At 34.3% G+C, this 15,896-nt stretch carries 17 protein-coding genes; 4 read left to right on the top strand and 13 right to left on the bottom strand.

The window, feature by feature from the left end; translation table 11 throughout:
* Positions 1 to 195: 195 nt before the first annotated feature.
* From BLP44_RS03815 to BLP44_RS03805, 3 genes are all read right to left on the bottom strand, one after another.
* Positions 196 to 474 (bottom strand): TM2 domain-containing protein, encoded by a 279-nt coding sequence (locus BLP44_RS03815; protein ID WP_091129489.1) that lies wholly within the window; start codon positions 472 to 474, stop codon positions 196 to 198.
* 14 nt (positions 475 to 488) lie between these two features.
* Positions 489 to 905, bottom strand: coding sequence for a DUF805 domain-containing protein (locus BLP44_RS03810; protein ID WP_091129801.1), 417 nt, complete (start codon positions 903 to 905; stop codon positions 489 to 491).
* 189 nt (positions 906 to 1,094) lie between these two features.
* Positions 1,095 to 2,045 (bottom strand): 2-hydroxyacid dehydrogenase, encoded by a 951-nt coding sequence (locus BLP44_RS03805; RefSeq protein WP_091129486.1) that lies wholly within the window; start codon positions 2,043 to 2,045, stop codon positions 1,095 to 1,097.
* 210 nt (positions 2,046 to 2,255) lie between these two features.
* Between BLP44_RS03805 and nhaA the strand changes: the two genes are divergently transcribed.
* Together nhaA and BLP44_RS03795 are read left to right on the top strand one after the other, a co-directional pair.
* Complete coding sequence (nhaA, locus tag BLP44_RS03800; protein WP_091129482.1) at positions 2,256 to 3,404, top strand: Na+/H+ antiporter NhaA; 1,149 nt, start codon at positions 2,256 to 2,258, stop codon at positions 3,402 to 3,404.
* The gene (locus BLP44_RS03795) at positions 3,401 to 3,943 is read left to right on the top strand and encodes a hypothetical protein (RefSeq protein WP_091129479.1); all 543 of its coding nucleotides are present in this window, start codon (positions 3,401 to 3,403) and stop codon (positions 3,941 to 3,943) included. Before nhaA ends, BLP44_RS03795 begins: the two co-directional genes overlap by 4 nt.
* Positions 3,944 to 4,108: 165 nt before the next feature.
* On the opposite strand, the gene proC is transcribed toward BLP44_RS03795, so the two are convergent.
* The 10 genes from proC to BLP44_RS03740 form a co-directional block, all read right to left on the bottom strand.
* Positions 4,109 to 4,885 carry a pyrroline-5-carboxylate reductase gene (gene proC / locus BLP44_RS03790; protein WP_008465511.1) on the bottom strand — a complete coding sequence of 259 codons (777 nt, stop codon included), beginning with the start codon at positions 4,883 to 4,885 and terminating at the stop codon, positions 4,109 to 4,111.
* 111 nt (positions 4,886 to 4,996) lie between these two features.
* Positions 4,997 to 6,346: a magnesium transporter gene (gene mgtE / locus BLP44_RS03785; RefSeq protein ID WP_008465512.1), complete on the bottom strand. Its 1,350-nt coding sequence runs from the start codon at positions 6,344 to 6,346 to the stop codon at positions 4,997 to 4,999.
* Positions 6,330 to 7,115, bottom strand: coding sequence for a 16S rRNA (adenine(1518)-N(6)/adenine(1519)-N(6))-dimethyltransferase RsmA (rsmA, locus tag BLP44_RS03780; protein ID WP_066035122.1), 786 nt, complete (start codon positions 7,113 to 7,115; stop codon positions 6,330 to 6,332). The genes mgtE and rsmA overlap by 17 nt, the downstream gene beginning before the upstream one ends.
* Before the next feature lie 115 nt (positions 7,116 to 7,230).
* On the bottom strand, positions 7,231 to 7,707 hold the full coding sequence (locus BLP44_RS03775) for a nucleotidyl transferase AbiEii/AbiGii toxin family protein (protein WP_091129475.1): 477 nt from the start codon (positions 7,705 to 7,707) through the stop codon (positions 7,231 to 7,233).
* Between the two features lie 223 nt (positions 7,708 to 7,930).
* On the bottom strand, positions 7,931 to 8,242 hold the full coding sequence (locus tag BLP44_RS03765) for a DUF4286 family protein (RefSeq protein ID WP_008465514.1): 312 nt from the start codon (positions 8,240 to 8,242) through the stop codon (positions 7,931 to 7,933).
* Between the two features lie 102 nt (positions 8,243 to 8,344).
* Positions 8,345 to 10,126 carry a tetratricopeptide repeat protein gene (locus tag BLP44_RS03760; protein ID WP_091129472.1) on the bottom strand — a complete coding sequence of 594 codons (1,782 nt, stop codon included), beginning with the start codon at positions 10,124 to 10,126 and terminating at the stop codon, positions 8,345 to 8,347.
* Between the two features lie 47 nt (positions 10,127 to 10,173).
* Positions 10,174 to 11,019: a prolipoprotein diacylglyceryl transferase gene (gene lgt / locus BLP44_RS03755; RefSeq protein WP_091129468.1), complete on the bottom strand. Its 846-nt coding sequence runs from the start codon at positions 11,017 to 11,019 to the stop codon at positions 10,174 to 10,176.
* 79 nt (positions 11,020 to 11,098) lie between these two features.
* On the bottom strand, positions 11,099 to 12,370 hold the full coding sequence (gene serS / locus BLP44_RS03750) for a serine--tRNA ligase (RefSeq protein WP_008465517.1): 1,272 nt from the start codon (positions 12,368 to 12,370) through the stop codon (positions 11,099 to 11,101).
* Between the two features lie 159 nt (positions 12,371 to 12,529).
* Complete coding sequence (locus tag BLP44_RS03745; protein ID WP_091129464.1) at positions 12,530 to 13,453, bottom strand: hypothetical protein; 924 nt, start codon at positions 13,451 to 13,453, stop codon at positions 12,530 to 12,532.
* 75 nt (positions 13,454 to 13,528) lie between these two features.
* Positions 13,529 to 14,068 carry a DMP19 family protein gene (locus BLP44_RS03740; protein WP_091129461.1) on the bottom strand — a complete coding sequence of 180 codons (540 nt, stop codon included), beginning with the start codon at positions 14,066 to 14,068 and terminating at the stop codon, positions 13,529 to 13,531.
* 308 nt (positions 14,069 to 14,376) lie between these two features.
* On the opposite strand from BLP44_RS03740, the gene BLP44_RS03735 reads away from it, so the two are divergent.
* Positions 14,377 to 14,826 carry a protease complex subunit PrcB family protein gene (locus BLP44_RS03735; protein ID WP_066033280.1) on the top strand — a complete coding sequence of 150 codons (450 nt, stop codon included), beginning with the start codon at positions 14,377 to 14,379 and terminating at the stop codon, positions 14,824 to 14,826.
* A gap of 127 nt (positions 14,827 to 14,953) precedes the next feature.
* A complete protein-coding gene (locus tag BLP44_RS03730) occupies positions 14,954 to 15,856 on the top strand; it encodes a PhzF family phenazine biosynthesis protein (protein ID WP_008465522.1) in 903 nt (300 codons plus the stop codon).
* Positions 15,857 to 15,896 lie beyond the last annotated feature (40 nt).

Raw genomic sequence — 15,896 nt, 5'->3', positions numbered from 1 at the left:
ACAAATCTTTTAAAATTTCCCTACTCTTAAGGATTTTCGGTTCCTCCATTACTTTTTAACTAAGCGCAAGGTTACCTACTATTGATTTAATTTTCAGGATATAAAAGCCATAATTATATTACAAAAAGACATTTTTAAGCATAAAAAAATCCCATTCATTTCTGAATAGGATTTTGAGACAAGTATATTTTTCTTTTAAAACCAGCCTTTTTTGCCAACTTGATACGTTTGATAAAATTCTTCATCTGATTTTGTCAAGTATATAATTCCTTCGATGAATCCGATTATACTTCCAATTCCACAAGTAACTATACTAATAACTATTTGTATAATTCCTTCTTGAGTATATCCTAAGACAAATTTATGAATCCCTAAAGATCCGAAAAGAATACCCATAAGCCCTGCCAATACTTTTTTATTCTCTTGTCTTGGCTGAGATGGTGTATTCCAGCTTTCTGGTTTTGTAGTTTCCATTTTATATTATTTAGTTAATTATTAATTCCTATTTCATCAATTTCTTCAATGGTATTTTTAGGATCTGGACCGTAATAATTTTCTCCATACTCGCCTTCTGTTATTAACAAAACCAACATCCAAATTGGTCCTGCTAGCGGAATTAACGAAACCAAAATAGTCCAACCACTTTTCCCAATATCATGCATTCTTCTAACCGTAACCGCCAAAGACGGAATTATAGACGCTAATGCATAAAGAAAAAATAATCCTACTGCAAGCGAAAGACCTACTGTTGCCCCCAAAACTGCCGTTAAAAGTAGTCCTAAAAAAGCAAATGCAAAAAATAGAAGTGTTGTCGCAAGACGAAAATACCAATATTCACTTCGTCTAGCTCTACCGCTAAAGTTTGCATAGTTCTGAAACATGGCAGTTTTATACCATTCAATCATAATTTTAATTGTTTGTTTTAGCCTACTCTTGGGATTTTCGGCTTTCTCCAAACTTTAAAATACAAACCTATTTAGACTCATTCTTTTAAAATTCGGAAACAATATTATTAAAAATTAACAAATAAAACTAATCTCACTAAATAAAATTTACAAGAAAAAACTCGTTATTAAATTCTAAAGGGCCACAGCCTAGTTTTTGCCATACACAGCTTTAATTTTGTCAACAATTACCTGTGCTAGACGTTCATGGCTTTCAAAAGTCCAACCCGCAATATGAGGCGTCAGCAAGACATTTTTAGCTTCCATAAGATATTGAAGCGCTTCCGGCGTATTGTTTTCTTGAAATAAAGTTTCAAAAGAAAGTTTTTCATATTCCAAAACATCCAAACCAGCTCCTAATACTTTTTTCTCTTTCATTGCTTCAACTAAATCGGCTGTAACGATGTTTTTACCACGCGAAGTATTGATTATCCAAAACGGCTTTTTAAACGCATTTATAAAGGCGCTATTGACCATTTTATCCGTTTCTGGTGTCCAAGGAAGGTGAAGACTTAAAACATCTGCTTTTTCGCGTAATTCTTCCAAAGAAACTTGTTTGGCATTTTCGTCGCCAACATTATCCAAAATATCATAGCATAAAACCTCTGTATCAAAACCTCGTAATTTTTTGGCAAAAGCTTTTCCCATATTTCCATACCCGATAATGCCAACTGTTTTTAAATCCAATTCATGACCACGATTGCTTTCACGATTCCATTGTCCCGCTTTTACTTCTGCATCGGCTTGATTTAAATTATTAAACAATGATAAAATCATTCCTAACGAATGTTCTGCAACAGCATTGCGATTTCCCTCAGGAGCAGCAATCAGATGAATTCCTTTTGCAGAAGCATATTCACAATCAATACTTTCCAGACCTGCGCCAACTCTTGCAATAAATTGCAACTTTGTTGCAGCATCCAAAAAAGTCTTGTCAATCTTGAATCGGCTTCGAATTACGATTCCGTTGTAATCTTGAATTTTTGCTTCGATTTCTTCTTTTGAAGATTTAAAATCGGCATGATTTTCAAAACCAGCTTCTTCCAATTGATTCCAAAGAATTGGATTATTACTGTCGATATGAAGAATTTTTACGCTCATTTTTAATTGAATTTTTATGCAAACAAAAATACGGTTAATTTAATCTCGCAGAGACACAAAGCCACAAAGTTTTTCCAATGTTAATAAACTTTGAACCTCTGAATCTTTGTGCCTTTGCTCCTAAACTTTTTATTGCTCGGATTTTTTTTTAACTTTGAAAGAATAAGGATTTCGCAATCCATCATATAAATCTTCAGAAAATCTTCCCTAATGAAACTTACCAAGACTTTTAAAGCCTTTTTTGAAAACGAAAAATCGGGAGGAATTATCTTGCTCTTTGTCACGATTTTATCTCTTTATCTTGCTAACTCTTCTATTCAAGTTCCATACGTTGCTTTTTGGGAAAAAGAAATTGCAGGCCATTCTATAACCCATTGGATCAATGACGGACTGATGACTATTTTCTTCCTTTTAATCGGATTGGAGTTGGAACGAGAGATTTATCATGGCGAATTATCCAATATTAAAAATGCTTCTCTTCCAATTATGGCCGCTTTTGGAGGAATGTTAGTTCCCGCTGCTATCTTTCTAGCTTTAAATTACGGTACAACCACACAAAACGGAGCTGGAATTCCAATGGCTACCGATATTGCTTTTGCCATCGGAATTTTGTCGCTTCTTGGAAACAAAGTGCCTGCTTCCTTAAAAGTCTTTTTAACCGCTTTGGCTGTTATTGACGATTTAGGAGCCATAATAGTTATTGCTGTTTTTTACACCACATCAATTTCTTTTTTAAATCTTGGAATTGCTCTCGGAATCTGGGGCTTGCTATTTATCTTAAACCGAATGAAGGTTCATAATCTGATTCCGTATTTAATTGGTGGAGCAATAATGTGGTATTTTATGCTTAATTCTGGTGTTCACGCAACTATTACGGGAGTTATTTTAGCATTTGTAATTCCGTTTGGCGATGGAGGAGAAAAAACCTCATCGTATCGATTACAGCACTTTTTACATCAGCCCGTTGCTTTTTTTATCCTTCCATTGTTTGCAGTAGCCAATACGGCCTTAACAATCACTGAAAACTGGCATGAAGGCCTTAATCACGTTAACACATACGGAATCATTCTCGGACTTGTAGTGGGCAAACCGCTAGGAATTTTGCTTTTCTCGTCTGTTGGCGTAACATCCGGTTTGTGCATGTTGCCTAAAAACTTAAAATGGGCACATATTTTAGGCGCAGGAATGCTAGGCGGAATTGGTTTCACCATGTCAATATTTATTACGGTTCTTGCTTTCAAAAATCCTGAAATCATTGTTTTTTCTAAAATAGCGATTCTTATTGCTTCATTTTTAGCAGGTTTAACAGGTTTTTTATATTTAAAATATATTCTCAACAAAAAGACCAACAAAGGATGATCAATAATTACAAATCGAAATATCTTCTATATCTTTCTATTTTTGGATCGATTATCGTATCGTGCAATAAGAAAACCGAAACTATATCAGATAAAAAACCCGAAAGAATAATTTCCTTTAGCAATAAAAAACCAGTCGTATCTGCGAAAGATTCTATTTCTGGAACTTATATTTCTAAAGCTGAAGATTGCAATATCTCATTGACTATCTCGAAAGATAAAAAAGACTATAAATATACTTTTACGACTCAAAACAGAAGTTTAAAAGGAAAAGCTATTTTTTCTAAAAGTAGTTCTGGCGAAAAATATATTTCTTTAGAAGGAATTCAATGGGACGAATACGATAGCGATATTAGCAATGAAGATGATACTGATTCTGATAATTCTAAAGATTTAGAAATCCCCGTTGGAATAGATGCTTTGTATGTAAAAGACACTTTGACAATTCAGAATTACGGAAATGCGATGAATTCGTATACGAAGATTTCTGAGTGTGGATTGAAGTATATTCAGCTTATTAAAGCAAATTCCAAAAAGTAAAAATTTCAAATTCCAAGATATTCGATAATATTTGTCATTCTTAGGAACTAAGAATAACAAAACTGTGGTTAGATTTATAAAACAAAAAAATTCCAAACACCAGCTTTAAAATTGGAATTTGGAATTTAAATATTGAAATTTAAAATATTAGAATTTCTTTAAAACCTAACCTTTGATTTGTTTCAGAGAAGTTTTGATCCCTTTGATTAATGACGAACTGAAACCATTGTGCTCCATTTCATTCAAACCAACAATTGTACAGCCTTGCGGTGTTGTTACACGGTCGATTAATTGTTCTGGGTGCACTCGTTCTTCTAAAAGCATTTTAGCCGCTCCTTTTACCGTTTGAGCCGCAATTGCTAAAGCGGTATTAGAATCAAAACCAATTTCGATTCCTGCCTGCATAGATGCACGAATATAACGCAATGCATATGCCGTTCCGCACGCACCTAAAACAGTTGCTGCATCCATTAGTTTTTCATCAATTACAGGAGCCGTTCCTAAATCTTGAAATAAATCAACAACTGGCGAAGCATTTGCTGCGTATTTTTCTGGAAAAGAAATACAAGTTGCAGATTCTCCAAACTGCGCTGCAATATTTGGCATAATACGCACTACTGGATACTCAAAATTTGTTTTGGTTTGAAGCATATCCAAAGACAATCCGCTAACTGCAGAAGCAATGGTTTTGTTTTGGATAACTGGCAGAATTTCGGCTAAAACAGTATCTACCTGATACGGCTTTATAGTTAAGATTACAACATCGGCTTCCTGAATGTTGTGTTTATTATCGTTAGAAACTGTAATCCCATATTCTGATAAATATTGAATACTTGCAGTGTTTCTTCTAGTGACAGTAACTTGGTTGTTTTTCGAGAATTTGGCAATTCCCAAGGCAATAGAAACCCCAAGGTTTCCTCCTCCAATAATGTGTACTTTCATTTTGGTTTGGCTTTAATTTATTTCTGGTTGGTAAACAGCATTTTCCGCCTGCAAATTACGCAGATTTTAGAGATTTTAAATCACTGCAAACGGCTAATTTGTGGCAAAAATCTAGAATCCAAGAATCAGATTTGCGACTCCAAAGTATAACATGATTCCGAATACGTCGTTGGTCGTTGTGATAAACGGACCAGTTGCAATCGCGGGATCAATTTTGTTTTTGTTAAGAAAAAGTGGCACTAAAGTTCCTAAAGTTGCGGCAAAAAGAATTACCACAATCATAGAAATAGAAATGGCAAATCCTACTAAATACTGCTGATACATGATAGAATGATAGCCCAATAAAAGCAATGAAATAATACTTCCCGAAATCATCGAAACGGTAATTTCTTTAGTGAAATAACCTCGGCTGAAATCTTTTAAAGTTCCATTGGCCAAACCTTGCACCACGATTGCTGAAGCTTGAACACCAATATTACCTGCAGTCGCAGAAAGTAAAGGCACAAATATGATTAAGGTAGAATATTTTTGAAAAGTTCCTTCATTTCCTTTCAATACAAAAGAAGCCACAATTTCGATTACCATTCCGATCAAAAGCCAAGGCAAACGCGCTTTGGTTAATTCGTAAACACTGTCATTCGATTCAACGTCTTGCGTAATACCCGCCGCTAACTGGTAATCTTTATCAGCTTCTTCCTTGATTACGTCTACGATGTCGTCGATGGTAATTCTTCCGACCAATCGGCCCAACTCGTCAACAACCGGAATAGCCTCTAAGTCGTACTTCTGCATGATACGAGCTACCTCAACATCTTCAGTATCAACTTTTACAAAATTTAATTTTCGGATATAAACGTCACCAATTTGAGTTTTGGTCGAAGAAGTCAATAAATCTTTTAGTGATAATCTTCCTTTTAATCGGTTTTCATCGTCAACTACGTAGATGGAATGCACTCTAGAAACATTCTCTGCCTGAATACGCATTTCTTTCACACAGGTTAAGACAGTCCAGTTTTCATTCACTTTTACAAGCTCCTTTCCCATCAAACCACCAGCCGTGTTTTCGTCGTAGCGCAAAAGATCAACAATGTCTTTAGCGTGTTCGACGTCGACAAGCTCAGAGATTACTTCTGCTTTTATTTCCTGCGAAAGTTCGGCGATAATGTCGGCAGCGTCATTGGTTTCAAGCTCATCAAGCTCTTCCGCAATTTCCTTTGGCGAAAGTCTGCTTAAGATGTTTTCGCGCAAATCTTCTTCTAGTTCCAGAAGAATTTCGGCTGTTTTATCACTATCTAAAACCTTGAAGATATAAGTTGCCTCATCGAAATCTAATTCGTCTAAAATTTCGGCAATATCGGCATGGTGTAAATCATTAAGCAAAACTTCCAGTTCACTGTCGTTTTTCTTATTGATCAGCTCCTCTAACTGATGTATAAATTCTTTACTAACTTTGAACTCCATTGGCTTCTATTTTTAGAGTTAGTTCAATAAATTCATCTACGCTTAACTGCTCCGGACGTTTATCAAAGATAGTGTCTTCTCGCAAATTGTCTGATAAATTTAATGTTTTCAAACTGTTACGTAATGTTTTTCGTCTCTGCTGAAAAGCAGTTTTTACAACTGTAAAAAATAACTTTTCGCTGCAAGGAAGACTGTAATCTTCCTTTCGGGTCATTCTCATCACACCCGATTTCACCTTGGGCGGAGGAATAAAAACGTTTTCATTAACCGTAAACAGGTACTCTGTATCATAGAAAGCCTGAGCTAAAACTGATAGTATTCCGTAGGTTTTTGAGCCTTTCTTTTCGCAGATGCGCTCGGCTACTTCTTTTTGGAACATTCCAGAAAACTCTGGAATCTGATCTCTAAGTTCTAATGTTCTAAAAACAATCTGAGAAGAAATATTGTACGGAAAGTTGCCTATTATGGCAAACTGTTTATTTTGGTAAACTTCATTAATATTATATTTCAGGAAATCCTGAGAAATAATCTTGTCTTTTAATTTTGGATAATTGGCATCCAAATATGCTACAGACTCGGTATCGATTTCTATAACATGTGTATTAATTGGCTTTTCAAGTAAATACTTAGTAAGCACGCCCATCCCTGGTCCTATTTCTAAAACCTCATCGTATCCTTTAAGAGTCAAAGTATCAGCAATTGCTTTTGCGATACTTTCGTCTTTAAGGAAGTGCTGTCCTAAATGTTTTTTGGCTTTTACTTTTTCCATTTCATTTCTTGTTTGCCACGAGGCTGCAAAAGTATTCTTTTTGTTGCAAAGGCACTAAGCTTCTTTATTTTTTTTTGCCACATCCCGATAACTATCGGAACAAAGACACAAAGTATTATTTTTTGTTTATTTCACGTAGTTGTTGAACATCGAATAAATCTTTTGCTCGATTTGCTTTAATTTTACTTGTAATCAAATCTTCCAAGGACAAAACATTCCATTTTAAAAATGTTTTTCCATTTACAGTAACTTCCTCACTATCATTATAAGCTTCATCAAAGCTTTTATTCACTGAAAACTTTGTTATAAGCTCTAAATCTAAATCAACAGGAGAAAATTTGATTGATATATTTTGTTGTTGCTGCTTTACATTTTCAGGAAAATCATCAATTTCGTACCCCATTTCGTTAAAGACAAACAATAATTTTTTAAAATTTTCCTCAGTAGTTTCTATCCAAAAATCAACATCTGCAGAGTGTCTCTGATACCCATGAAAATTCACAGCGCCACCTCCAACCATAAGCATTCGAACATTATGCTTAGCAGCTAATGATATAAACTCATCAATATTCTGATCCCAAAGCTTTGACATTTATTGTGATTTTATAACAATTACGAAATTATCCTTGTTTTTATCTACTTTACTTTTCACCGGAAATCTGCTTATTCGTTCGCTCAAGCGTAAAAAGCTATAAAATCTTTCAGTTTTTGATAGCTTCAGAAAATCTTCTTGCTGCTGTTTATTACTTTCTTCTTTTGTTTGAAATCGAATCTCCATAATATTTCTTTTAATGAAAACTAAAAAACAAAAATTATTAATGTTCAGAAATAACTTCCAATTCTGTTCTGAAAGAAAGCATTTTATCGGCAAATAAACCTAAAGCTTCTCTGTGGAATTCAGGTTCATCTTCGATATAAAACTTCTCTAAAGTTTCTTTACTATCTGTTATATATTGTACAGAATAAGTAATTCCTCCCATTTCTTCTTCAACCAAAACTTTTACAATCCGTGCTGAAGAAAATTTATTAGTCGCCAGAATTTCTGGTATATGTTTTTCCTGCATCCATTTCAACCATTGGTCGTGAACGCTTTCGTGTATATTTGTGGTAACGTTGTAAATAATCATTTTTCTTTTAGACTTTCTTAGACTTCTTAGACTTCTTAGATTTTTAGACTTTCCGATTTTTCATCTAAGAAGTCTAAAGATCTAATAATCTAAAAATCTTATTTATAAATTCTTATCCCCTCTCAACTCGCGGTATTTTTTTCTGGCATCGACAAAGTAAATACTATCTTGATGGTTAAAAATTACCTTTTCATATAAAGGCTTTGCTTTTTCTACATCTTTAAGCTCATCATTATAGATTTCGGCTGAGAAAAATAGCGCTTCATCCACATAAATTCCGTCGCTGTGATTATCAATGATCTGCTGATATTGGCTTAAAGCCGAAGCAAAATCCTTCTGGCTTTCGTAAACTTTTCCTAAACGCAATAACGTTACCGCTTCAATTTCTTGACCTTTATAGGTTTTCAGGATATTCTGAAACTGCGCAATTGCTTCCTGTTTTTTATTCTGATAGATTAAAAAATCTCCTTTTGCAAATGCTTTCAAAGCGACTTGAGTCGAATCAGCTGCTGTATTATCATTAATTAAAAGAAAATATTCTAAAGCATCATTGGCAATCAATTGCGTGTTTGCCGCTTTTAATTCTTTAAATTGTTTATTCGCCCATTCAAAATCGCCTTTGTAATAACTTGTTTTTGCGGCTTTCAAACTCGCTTCATGCGCCATGACATCATTCTTTAAATCCAATTGAATTTGCGAATAATAAATCAGCGCCTGATTGTATTTTTCTTCCAAAAGCAGAATATCGGCCAGCTCCATTTTAGCATCGGCTTTTTGATATTCGTTTAGATTCAGTTCTAAAGCTTTTTTGATTACTGCCTTTCCTTCTTCTGTTTTTTTCAAATTAAAAGCCAAAAAATGTGCTTGAATAATTTGCAAAGATAAGGTAAAAGGACTGATTTCATAAGTTGCCAGCAATTGCTTTAATTCCTGGTCGATAACTGGATAATCTTTTTCTTGAGCTTTGTCGATCTTAATTTGCATCAAATAGGCATTTGACTGAATCAGCAAACCCAAATCTTTTGTGTTTTGGAGAATGAAGTTCAGAATTTCTTCTGCTGTATCGTTGTCTCCTTCGTTCATGGCAAACTGACTCAAATTGACAATGCTCATCAATGATTCTGGTTCTCGCTTGTAAATGGCTTTTTCCTGAATAAACGCTTTTCCAAATTCTTTCTGCTGTACATAAAACCAGCTTAAATAATGATTCCAGAAAACGTCCTGATCTTTTTGAGTTTTAAGAATTAATGCTTTTCGCATGGCATCCTTAAAAGCCGTATTATCGGTTTCACCGTTCATGAATCGAGACAATTGTGTCTGAATTAGATTGGTGTTCTGCGGGTTTGTAAAAGATTCCGTCAATAATAAATCGATCATCAAATCGGTTTTTCCCAACTGACCGTAAAGCATTCCGATTTGAAAATTGAAATTAAAATTGGGCTGCACCTGCATTGCCGTCTGATACGATTTTAAAGCATATTCCAACAATACTTTTTTCTCAAACGAACTTGCAATTCCGTAAACATCATTCGGATTTACTTTTATTTTCTCGATTGCCTGTTCGTAGTAATTTTTAGCTTTCGAATCGTTTTTCTGCAACTGGAAATTATATCCCAATTCAACCAAGAAAACGCCTTGTTTATATCGGTTGTAACGATCTTGAATAGCTTTTTCTGCATTGGCGAACTGTTGCAACTGCTGATAGCAATCGACTGTTCTTAAAAAATACTGGGTATTCGATGGCGCACTTCTCAAAAGCTCTTCATAACTAATTTTTGCTTTATCAAAATCTCCTTTGTCGTAGTAATATTGAGCCAATTGCTCGTTTTGGCCAAACGCAAAACCAGAACACAACAAAACGATATACATCAATATGTTTTTCATACTTTTTAAGTTTTCAGTCGCAGTCGCAGTCGCGGTTTTCAGTCTTGTTAAAACTGTAAACTGTCACTGTCCACTGAGACTTTCTTGGTTTTCCAGAAAATCAAACCTAAGCCAATTAAAATAAACGGAACACTCAAAATCTGTCCCATATTAATCAGCATACTATTCTCGAAAGCTTCTTGATTTTCTTTGAAAAATTCAATTATAAAACGAGCTGTAAATAATAAAGTTAAGAAAGTTCCAAAGATTAATCCCTGTGCGTTTCTGATTTTTTCTGATTTGTACATATAAAACAGAATCACGAAAATCAATATATAAGCAAATGCCTCATACAATTGCGTTGGATGTCTCGGAATCAAATCGTCTCTTTGGAAAACAACTCCCCAATTTCCGTTGGTTGGTTTTCCATAGATTTCAGAATTCATAAAATTCCCCATTCTAATAAAGGCACCTGTTACAGGAACTGCAACTGCCATTTTATCTAAAAGTCCCAAGAATTGCACTTTGTACTTACGGCAGTACAGAATCATAGCCGTTATAACTCCAATCGATCCTCCGTGGCTTGCCAAACCTTGATAACCCACAAACTGATAAACGCCTTTAATCTTCTGGATTGGTAAAAGAATTTCTATAGGATGTTTTAAGAAATAATCAGGTTCGTAAAAGAAACAATGTCCAAGTCTGGCACCTAAAACGGTTCCAACAATAACATAAATCAATAAGGAATCAAGATTGTCTAGAGAAAGGTTTTCTTTTTTGTAGATATTTCTAACAATATAAAAACCTAAAAGAAGCCCGCAGGCAAAAAGAGCTCCGTAATATTTTAACGGAAAACTATCTGTGATCCAAAAAATAACAGGATCTACGTTCCAATTTAATATTCCGTTTTTCATAAGTGGTAATTTTTAGTCGCAGTTTTCAGTCACAGTTCACAGTCGAAACTGAAAACTGAGACTGAGACTGTCAACTAAATTAATTTATAATATCAAATCCGCAGTATGGACGTAAAACTTCTGGTATTACGATTCCTTCTGGAGTTTGGTAATTTTCAATAATTCCAGCTAAAACACGCGGAAGCGCCAATGAACTTCCGTTAAGTGTATGTGCCAATTGATTTTTTCCGTCTTTGTCTTTGAAACGTAATTTCAAACGGTTTGCTTGGAAAGTTTCAAAGTTAGAAACAGAACTGATTTCTAACCAGCGGTCTTGTGCGGTAGAAAACACTTCAAAATCATAAGTCAAAGCAGATGTGAATCCCATATCTCCTCCGCAAAGACGTAAAACTCTATAAGGCAATTTCAATTCTTTCAAAATACCTTTTACATGTTCTACCATTCCGTCAAGAGCTGCATAAGAATTATCAGGATGTTCGATACGAACAATTTCTACTTTATCAAATTGGTGCAAACGGTTTAATCCGCGAACGTGTGCTCCGTAAGAACCTGCTTCTCGACGGAAACATGGCGTATAAGCTGTTTGTAAAACAGGCAATTCGCTTTCGTTTAAGATTACATCGCGGAACAAGTTGGTTACCGGAACCTCAGCAGTTGGAATCAAATACAAATCGTCGATTCCAGCGTGATACATTTGTCCTTCCTTGTCAGGCAATTGCCCCGTTCCATATCCTGAAGCTTCGTTTACCAAATGCGGCACCTGAACTTCGTTGTATCCTGCAGCTGTATTTTTGTCTAAGAAATAATTGATCAAAGCGCGTTGAAGCTTTGCTCCTTTGCCTTTATAAACAGGAAAACCAGCTCCTGTGATTTTTACACCTAATTCGAAATCGATAATATCATATTTCTTCACCAATTCCCAGTGAGGCTGTGCACCTTCGTGCAAAGCCGGAATATCACCTTCTTGGAAAACATTCAAATTATCATCCGGAGTTTTTCCTTCAGGAACAATATCTGCCGGAAGGTTTGGTAAAGTATATAATTTATTGGTTAACTCAACAGCCAAAGCTTCTGCTTTTTCGCTAAGTTCTTTGCTTTTTTCTTTTAGTGAAACTGTTTTTTCTTTTAAGATTGCCGCTTTAGCTTTCTCTCCAGCTTTCATCAATTCACCAATATCTTTGGACAATTTATTAGATTCTGATAAAGTATTGTCTAATTCCACCTGTGCAGCACGACGATTTTCGTCTAATTGAACCACCTCTTCAACAACGCTTTTAGCATCGATGTTTCGCTTTGCTAAAGCTTTGATTACTTTCTCTTGATTTTCTCTAATAAATGCAATTTGTAACATAGCTTGATTTTTATAACTATTGTATTTTTTATAACGGAAGCAAATTTAAGGAAATGTTTGTTAACAATAGGTCAAAGTTTTGCAGTAAAACCGAAATCTCCTATAAACAGCAAAAGCACTATAAAAGTGCCTTTGAATGTTATTTAGAAATTGAAGATTTTACTCTAAAAAACGATGTCTATCATCTCTGTGAAAAGCGTACTCTCTTCCGTTATATTTGATTTTTTCTAATTCTTTTTTAATTTTCAAGTCACTTTTTTCTTCAATACCATTTTCCAAATCATTTTCTACAGCTTCTTCATAATAAAAGTTTTTAGATATGATCAAGTCAAAATAACCATTGGTCTTATGATCCGAAAGACTCATTCCGGTTTCTAATGTTTCTATTTGAAAAGTTCCACTTCCGTTAGAATCACCATTGGTCAATCGAATTGGATATTCGTATAAAAACCTTTTTATCTCCTTATCAGCCAAAGTTATTAATGTAAATTTCTTCTCCGAATACAAAACAATTCGGCTGCTCGCATTGGCTTCTGTATAAAAAGCAATTGCTGGAGTAGTTTCGTTTAAAAAAACCAAATCTTTCAGAATATGCGATTTTGAAAACTGAATGGCTTCATTATCATAATAACCTAAATTATCATCAAACTCTTCAGCAATTATACTTCCGTCCTCTCGATTTACAAATAAGTATTTACGCTGAAAATAATTTCCCAGCTCTTCATCATCATCGCTGGTTTTAAATGCTTTTTTTTCGTGCGAAACGGTTGTCAGGACAAAAAAAGCAGTTTGATCGTCATAATTGATAGAACTTGTCTCACTAATTTTAATATCCGAATATTTGATTTTTAAATTTGATGCCACTTTTGAGAGCAGATTCAGATTCATTTCTTTTGAATCTTCGATCTCATCCAGATTTTTAAAAATGAGTTTTCTTAGCGGCTTTTTATTGTGGCCAAGATGTGCTTGCGTCTCCGAAAGTAGTTCCTGATACTGAGTTTCAGCATCGTTTTTAACTTTTTCATCTTTCCCGCAGGAAAATAAAAACATCAAAACGGTACTCAAAAGAATCGTTTTTTTCATAGGCTTTGATTTGTTAGAAATTAGGGCATTCCAAATATATAATTTTCTTACAAACCTTAGCAGAAAAATTAAAATTTAATCTCTCTTAATTTCGTGACCTACAAATTCTTCCAGTGTTTTAAACATTTCTTCTACCGAAAGCACTTCTGTATCGGGATGCGATTTTAAAAACGCCGCATTCAGTTCAGCAAGGTTTTCATCCAGTTCAAAATAAGCGTTGTTATTCAGCAAATCTTTGAAAGCGTTTGGGACATCATATTTTTCTTTTAGAAATTTACCTAATTTAATATTGCTTTGTAAACGCAGTTTTCGGCATTGTTCTTTAAACAATTCCAAATGCTTTTCTGCACCAATCAAAGCTAAGCCTTCTTCAATTAATTCATTCAACTCTTTATTCCAACCCGAATCATAAACGAACTTCGAAAAATTTCCTTCTGCATATTTCGAAGCGTAAAAATCTAGGTAGTAACTCATCAATGCATCTTCGTGAATTAAATCATCGTCAATTTTTTCTTCGCGCATTAAATTGATTACCGAAATATTAGAATTGACAACATCTTGAGGATTTTCGCTATTTGCCGCCGTTTCTGAAATAATGATTTTACCGAATTCCATTTGAATTTTTATTTAAAAGATTGTTTTGCAAAGTTGGGAGAAATAATTGAATGTTTCTTTTCAAACGTATTTATTTTGACTTGTTTAATTTCCAAAACACCTATAAAACGATTTTTTTCACATGAAATACAATTTTTCCAATTTTTCTTCGTTTGTCCTTACAATCTTTAATGCAAACTGACGTTATTAATATAAATTAATTAAAGTTTGTCAAAAATTGACTACCTTTAAGCAACCATTTATAAAAAAGAACATCTGTTTAAGAAATAAGACTTTACACCAAAGTTCTCCGAGCTAAAACCAAAACCATGAAACAGATTTTACTAATACTTAGCATCCTGCTTTTGCTGGTCAGCTGTGATAATGATGAATTGCCACAGTCTGATGTTCCATTTGCATTAGTAGGCAAAGGAGATTCTTTTTCTAATAGTCAAAGCATTGCGCAAAGACATTTGGTTATTAAAGATGCTAAAACCTGGAATAATTTCAAGAAAGAAATGAATATTACTAGCGATGTAGCAAAAGGTTTTAAAGAAACAAATATTGATTTTAGCCAGTATCAAGTTATCGCTGTAATTGATAAAACGCAACCCAACGACGGACATTCGATCGATATTGTAGAAATGACCGAAAACCGCAATACCATAATTGTAAAAGTCGAAAAGCTCAAAAATGGAAATCTTACTAAGAAATCATCCAGACCTTATGACATTGTGAAAACAGCTAAAACAGACAAAAAAGTGGTTTTTGAGCAATAATCTCCGATATTTTATAATCATCGCATTTTCCATTAATTTTATAATGGTTAGAAAAGCTGTTGTTTTGAATTTTTATAAACCGTAATTTTATGGCATTCAGAATCGACTAAGTTTCAAACCAGAAAATATGATCCAAAGAAAAGTATTAGAATATTACGTTTTAGATGTATTCTCAAATGAGAGCTACAAAGGAAATCCGCTTTCTGTCGTTTTTACAGATGGAAATCTAAAACTAGAAACGTATCAGAATATTTCTCGGGAGTTTCGCTATTCTGAAACCTCATTTGTCTATTATTCTACAAGAGAAAAAGCGCTCGTGGTTCGTTCGTTTACACCAACCGGAATCGAAATCGATGGTGCGGGCCATAATTTATTGGGCGCAGTCTGTGGAGCACTTTTAAAAGGAATTCCAATTTTTGACGAACAAAATGAAAGTGAGCCTTTTGTAATTATGAACCATTCGGCAATTCCGCTAACAGTCAGTTTTGATCCTGAAACTCTTTCTCCAATTGTGCAAATGCATCAAAAATCGGCAGTTATCAAACAAGAAATTCCAACCTATCGAATTGCGGTAGCACTAGGTTTAAAAATTGAAGATCTCGACGTAAATGCTTTTGTGCCAACAATAGTTAAAACAGAAGTCGCTCACGCCATGGTTCCTATAAAAAACAGTGAAATATTAAATAGTTTTGTTCCTGACAATAAGCTTTTAATCGAAATCTCAAAAGAATATGATTTTGAAGGTTTTTATTGTTTCACCCCAGCCGAAGAAGGTCTAGATCAGATAGTCGAAACAAGATTTTTCAATCCGATCATTGGTATAAATGAAGATCCAGCAACAGGAACGGCGGCCGGACCACTAATTGGTTTTTTAACACAAAAGAAATTCACTAAATCGGATAAGGAGTATAAAATTCTTCAAGGCGTAAAATTAAAACAGCCATCAATAATTGAAGTTATGAATCGCGAAGAAGATATTTTAGTCGGCGGTTCTTCGATAATAACGATGAAGGGAGAACTTTACCTATAAAAAAAGCTGCATTTTGAAAATGCAGCTTTTTTTATATTCA

The sequence above is a fragment of the Flavobacterium anhuiense genome, from assembly GCF_900101855.1.
Lineage (GTDB): Bacteria > Bacteroidota > Bacteroidia > Flavobacteriales > Flavobacteriaceae > Flavobacterium > Flavobacterium anhuiense.
This window is presented reverse-complemented; position numbering and strand designations above follow the sequence as displayed.

Excerpts from the sequence above, each read along its gene's own strand:
- BLP44_RS03815 (WP_091129489.1), bottom strand. The coding sequence starts at position 474 with ATGGAAACTACAAAACCAGAAAGCTGGAATACACCATCTCAGCCAAGA.
- BLP44_RS03810 (WP_091129801.1), bottom strand. The coding sequence starts at position 905 with ATGATTGAATGGTATAAAACTGCCATGTTTCAGAACTATGCAAACTTT.
- BLP44_RS03805 (WP_091129486.1), bottom strand. The coding sequence starts at position 2,045 with ATGAGCGTAAAAATTCTTCATATCGACAGTAATAATCCAATTCTTTGG.
- nhaA (WP_091129482.1), top strand. The coding sequence starts at position 2,256 with ATGAAACTTACCAAGACTTTTAAAGCCTTTTTTGAAAACGAAAAATCG.
- BLP44_RS03795 (WP_091129479.1), top strand. The coding sequence starts at position 3,401 with ATGATCAATAATTACAAATCGAAATATCTTCTATATCTTTCTATTTTT.
- proC (WP_008465511.1), bottom strand. The coding sequence starts at position 4,885 with ATGAAAGTACACATTATTGGAGGAGGAAACCTTGGGGTTTCTATTGCC.
- mgtE (WP_008465512.1), bottom strand. The coding sequence starts at position 6,346 with ATGGAGTTCAAAGTTAGTAAAGAATTTATACATCAGTTAGAGGAGCTG.
- rsmA (WP_066035122.1), bottom strand. The coding sequence starts at position 7,115 with ATGGAAAAAGTAAAAGCCAAAAAACATTTAGGACAGCACTTCCTTAAA.
- BLP44_RS03775 (WP_091129475.1), bottom strand. The coding sequence starts at position 7,707 with ATGTCAAAGCTTTGGGATCAGAATATTGATGAGTTTATATCATTAGCT.
- BLP44_RS03765 (WP_008465514.1), bottom strand. The coding sequence starts at position 8,242 with ATGATTATTTACAACGTTACCACAAATATACACGAAAGCGTTCACGAC.
- BLP44_RS03760 (WP_091129472.1), bottom strand. The coding sequence starts at position 10,126 with ATGAAAAACATATTGATGTATATCGTTTTGTTGTGTTCTGGTTTTGCG.
- lgt (WP_091129468.1), bottom strand. The coding sequence starts at position 11,019 with ATGAAAAACGGAATATTAAATTGGAACGTAGATCCTGTTATTTTTTGG.
- serS (WP_008465517.1), bottom strand. The coding sequence starts at position 12,370 with ATGTTACAAATTGCATTTATTAGAGAAAATCAAGAGAAAGTAATCAAA.
- BLP44_RS03745 (WP_091129464.1), bottom strand. The coding sequence starts at position 13,453 with ATGAAAAAAACGATTCTTTTGAGTACCGTTTTGATGTTTTTATTTTCC.
- BLP44_RS03740 (WP_091129461.1), bottom strand. The coding sequence starts at position 14,068 with ATGGAATTCGGTAAAATCATTATTTCAGAAACGGCGGCAAATAGCGAA.
- BLP44_RS03735 (WP_066033280.1), top strand. The coding sequence starts at position 14,377 with ATGAAACAGATTTTACTAATACTTAGCATCCTGCTTTTGCTGGTCAGC.
- BLP44_RS03730 (WP_008465522.1), top strand. The coding sequence starts at position 14,954 with ATGATCCAAAGAAAAGTATTAGAATATTACGTTTTAGATGTATTCTCA.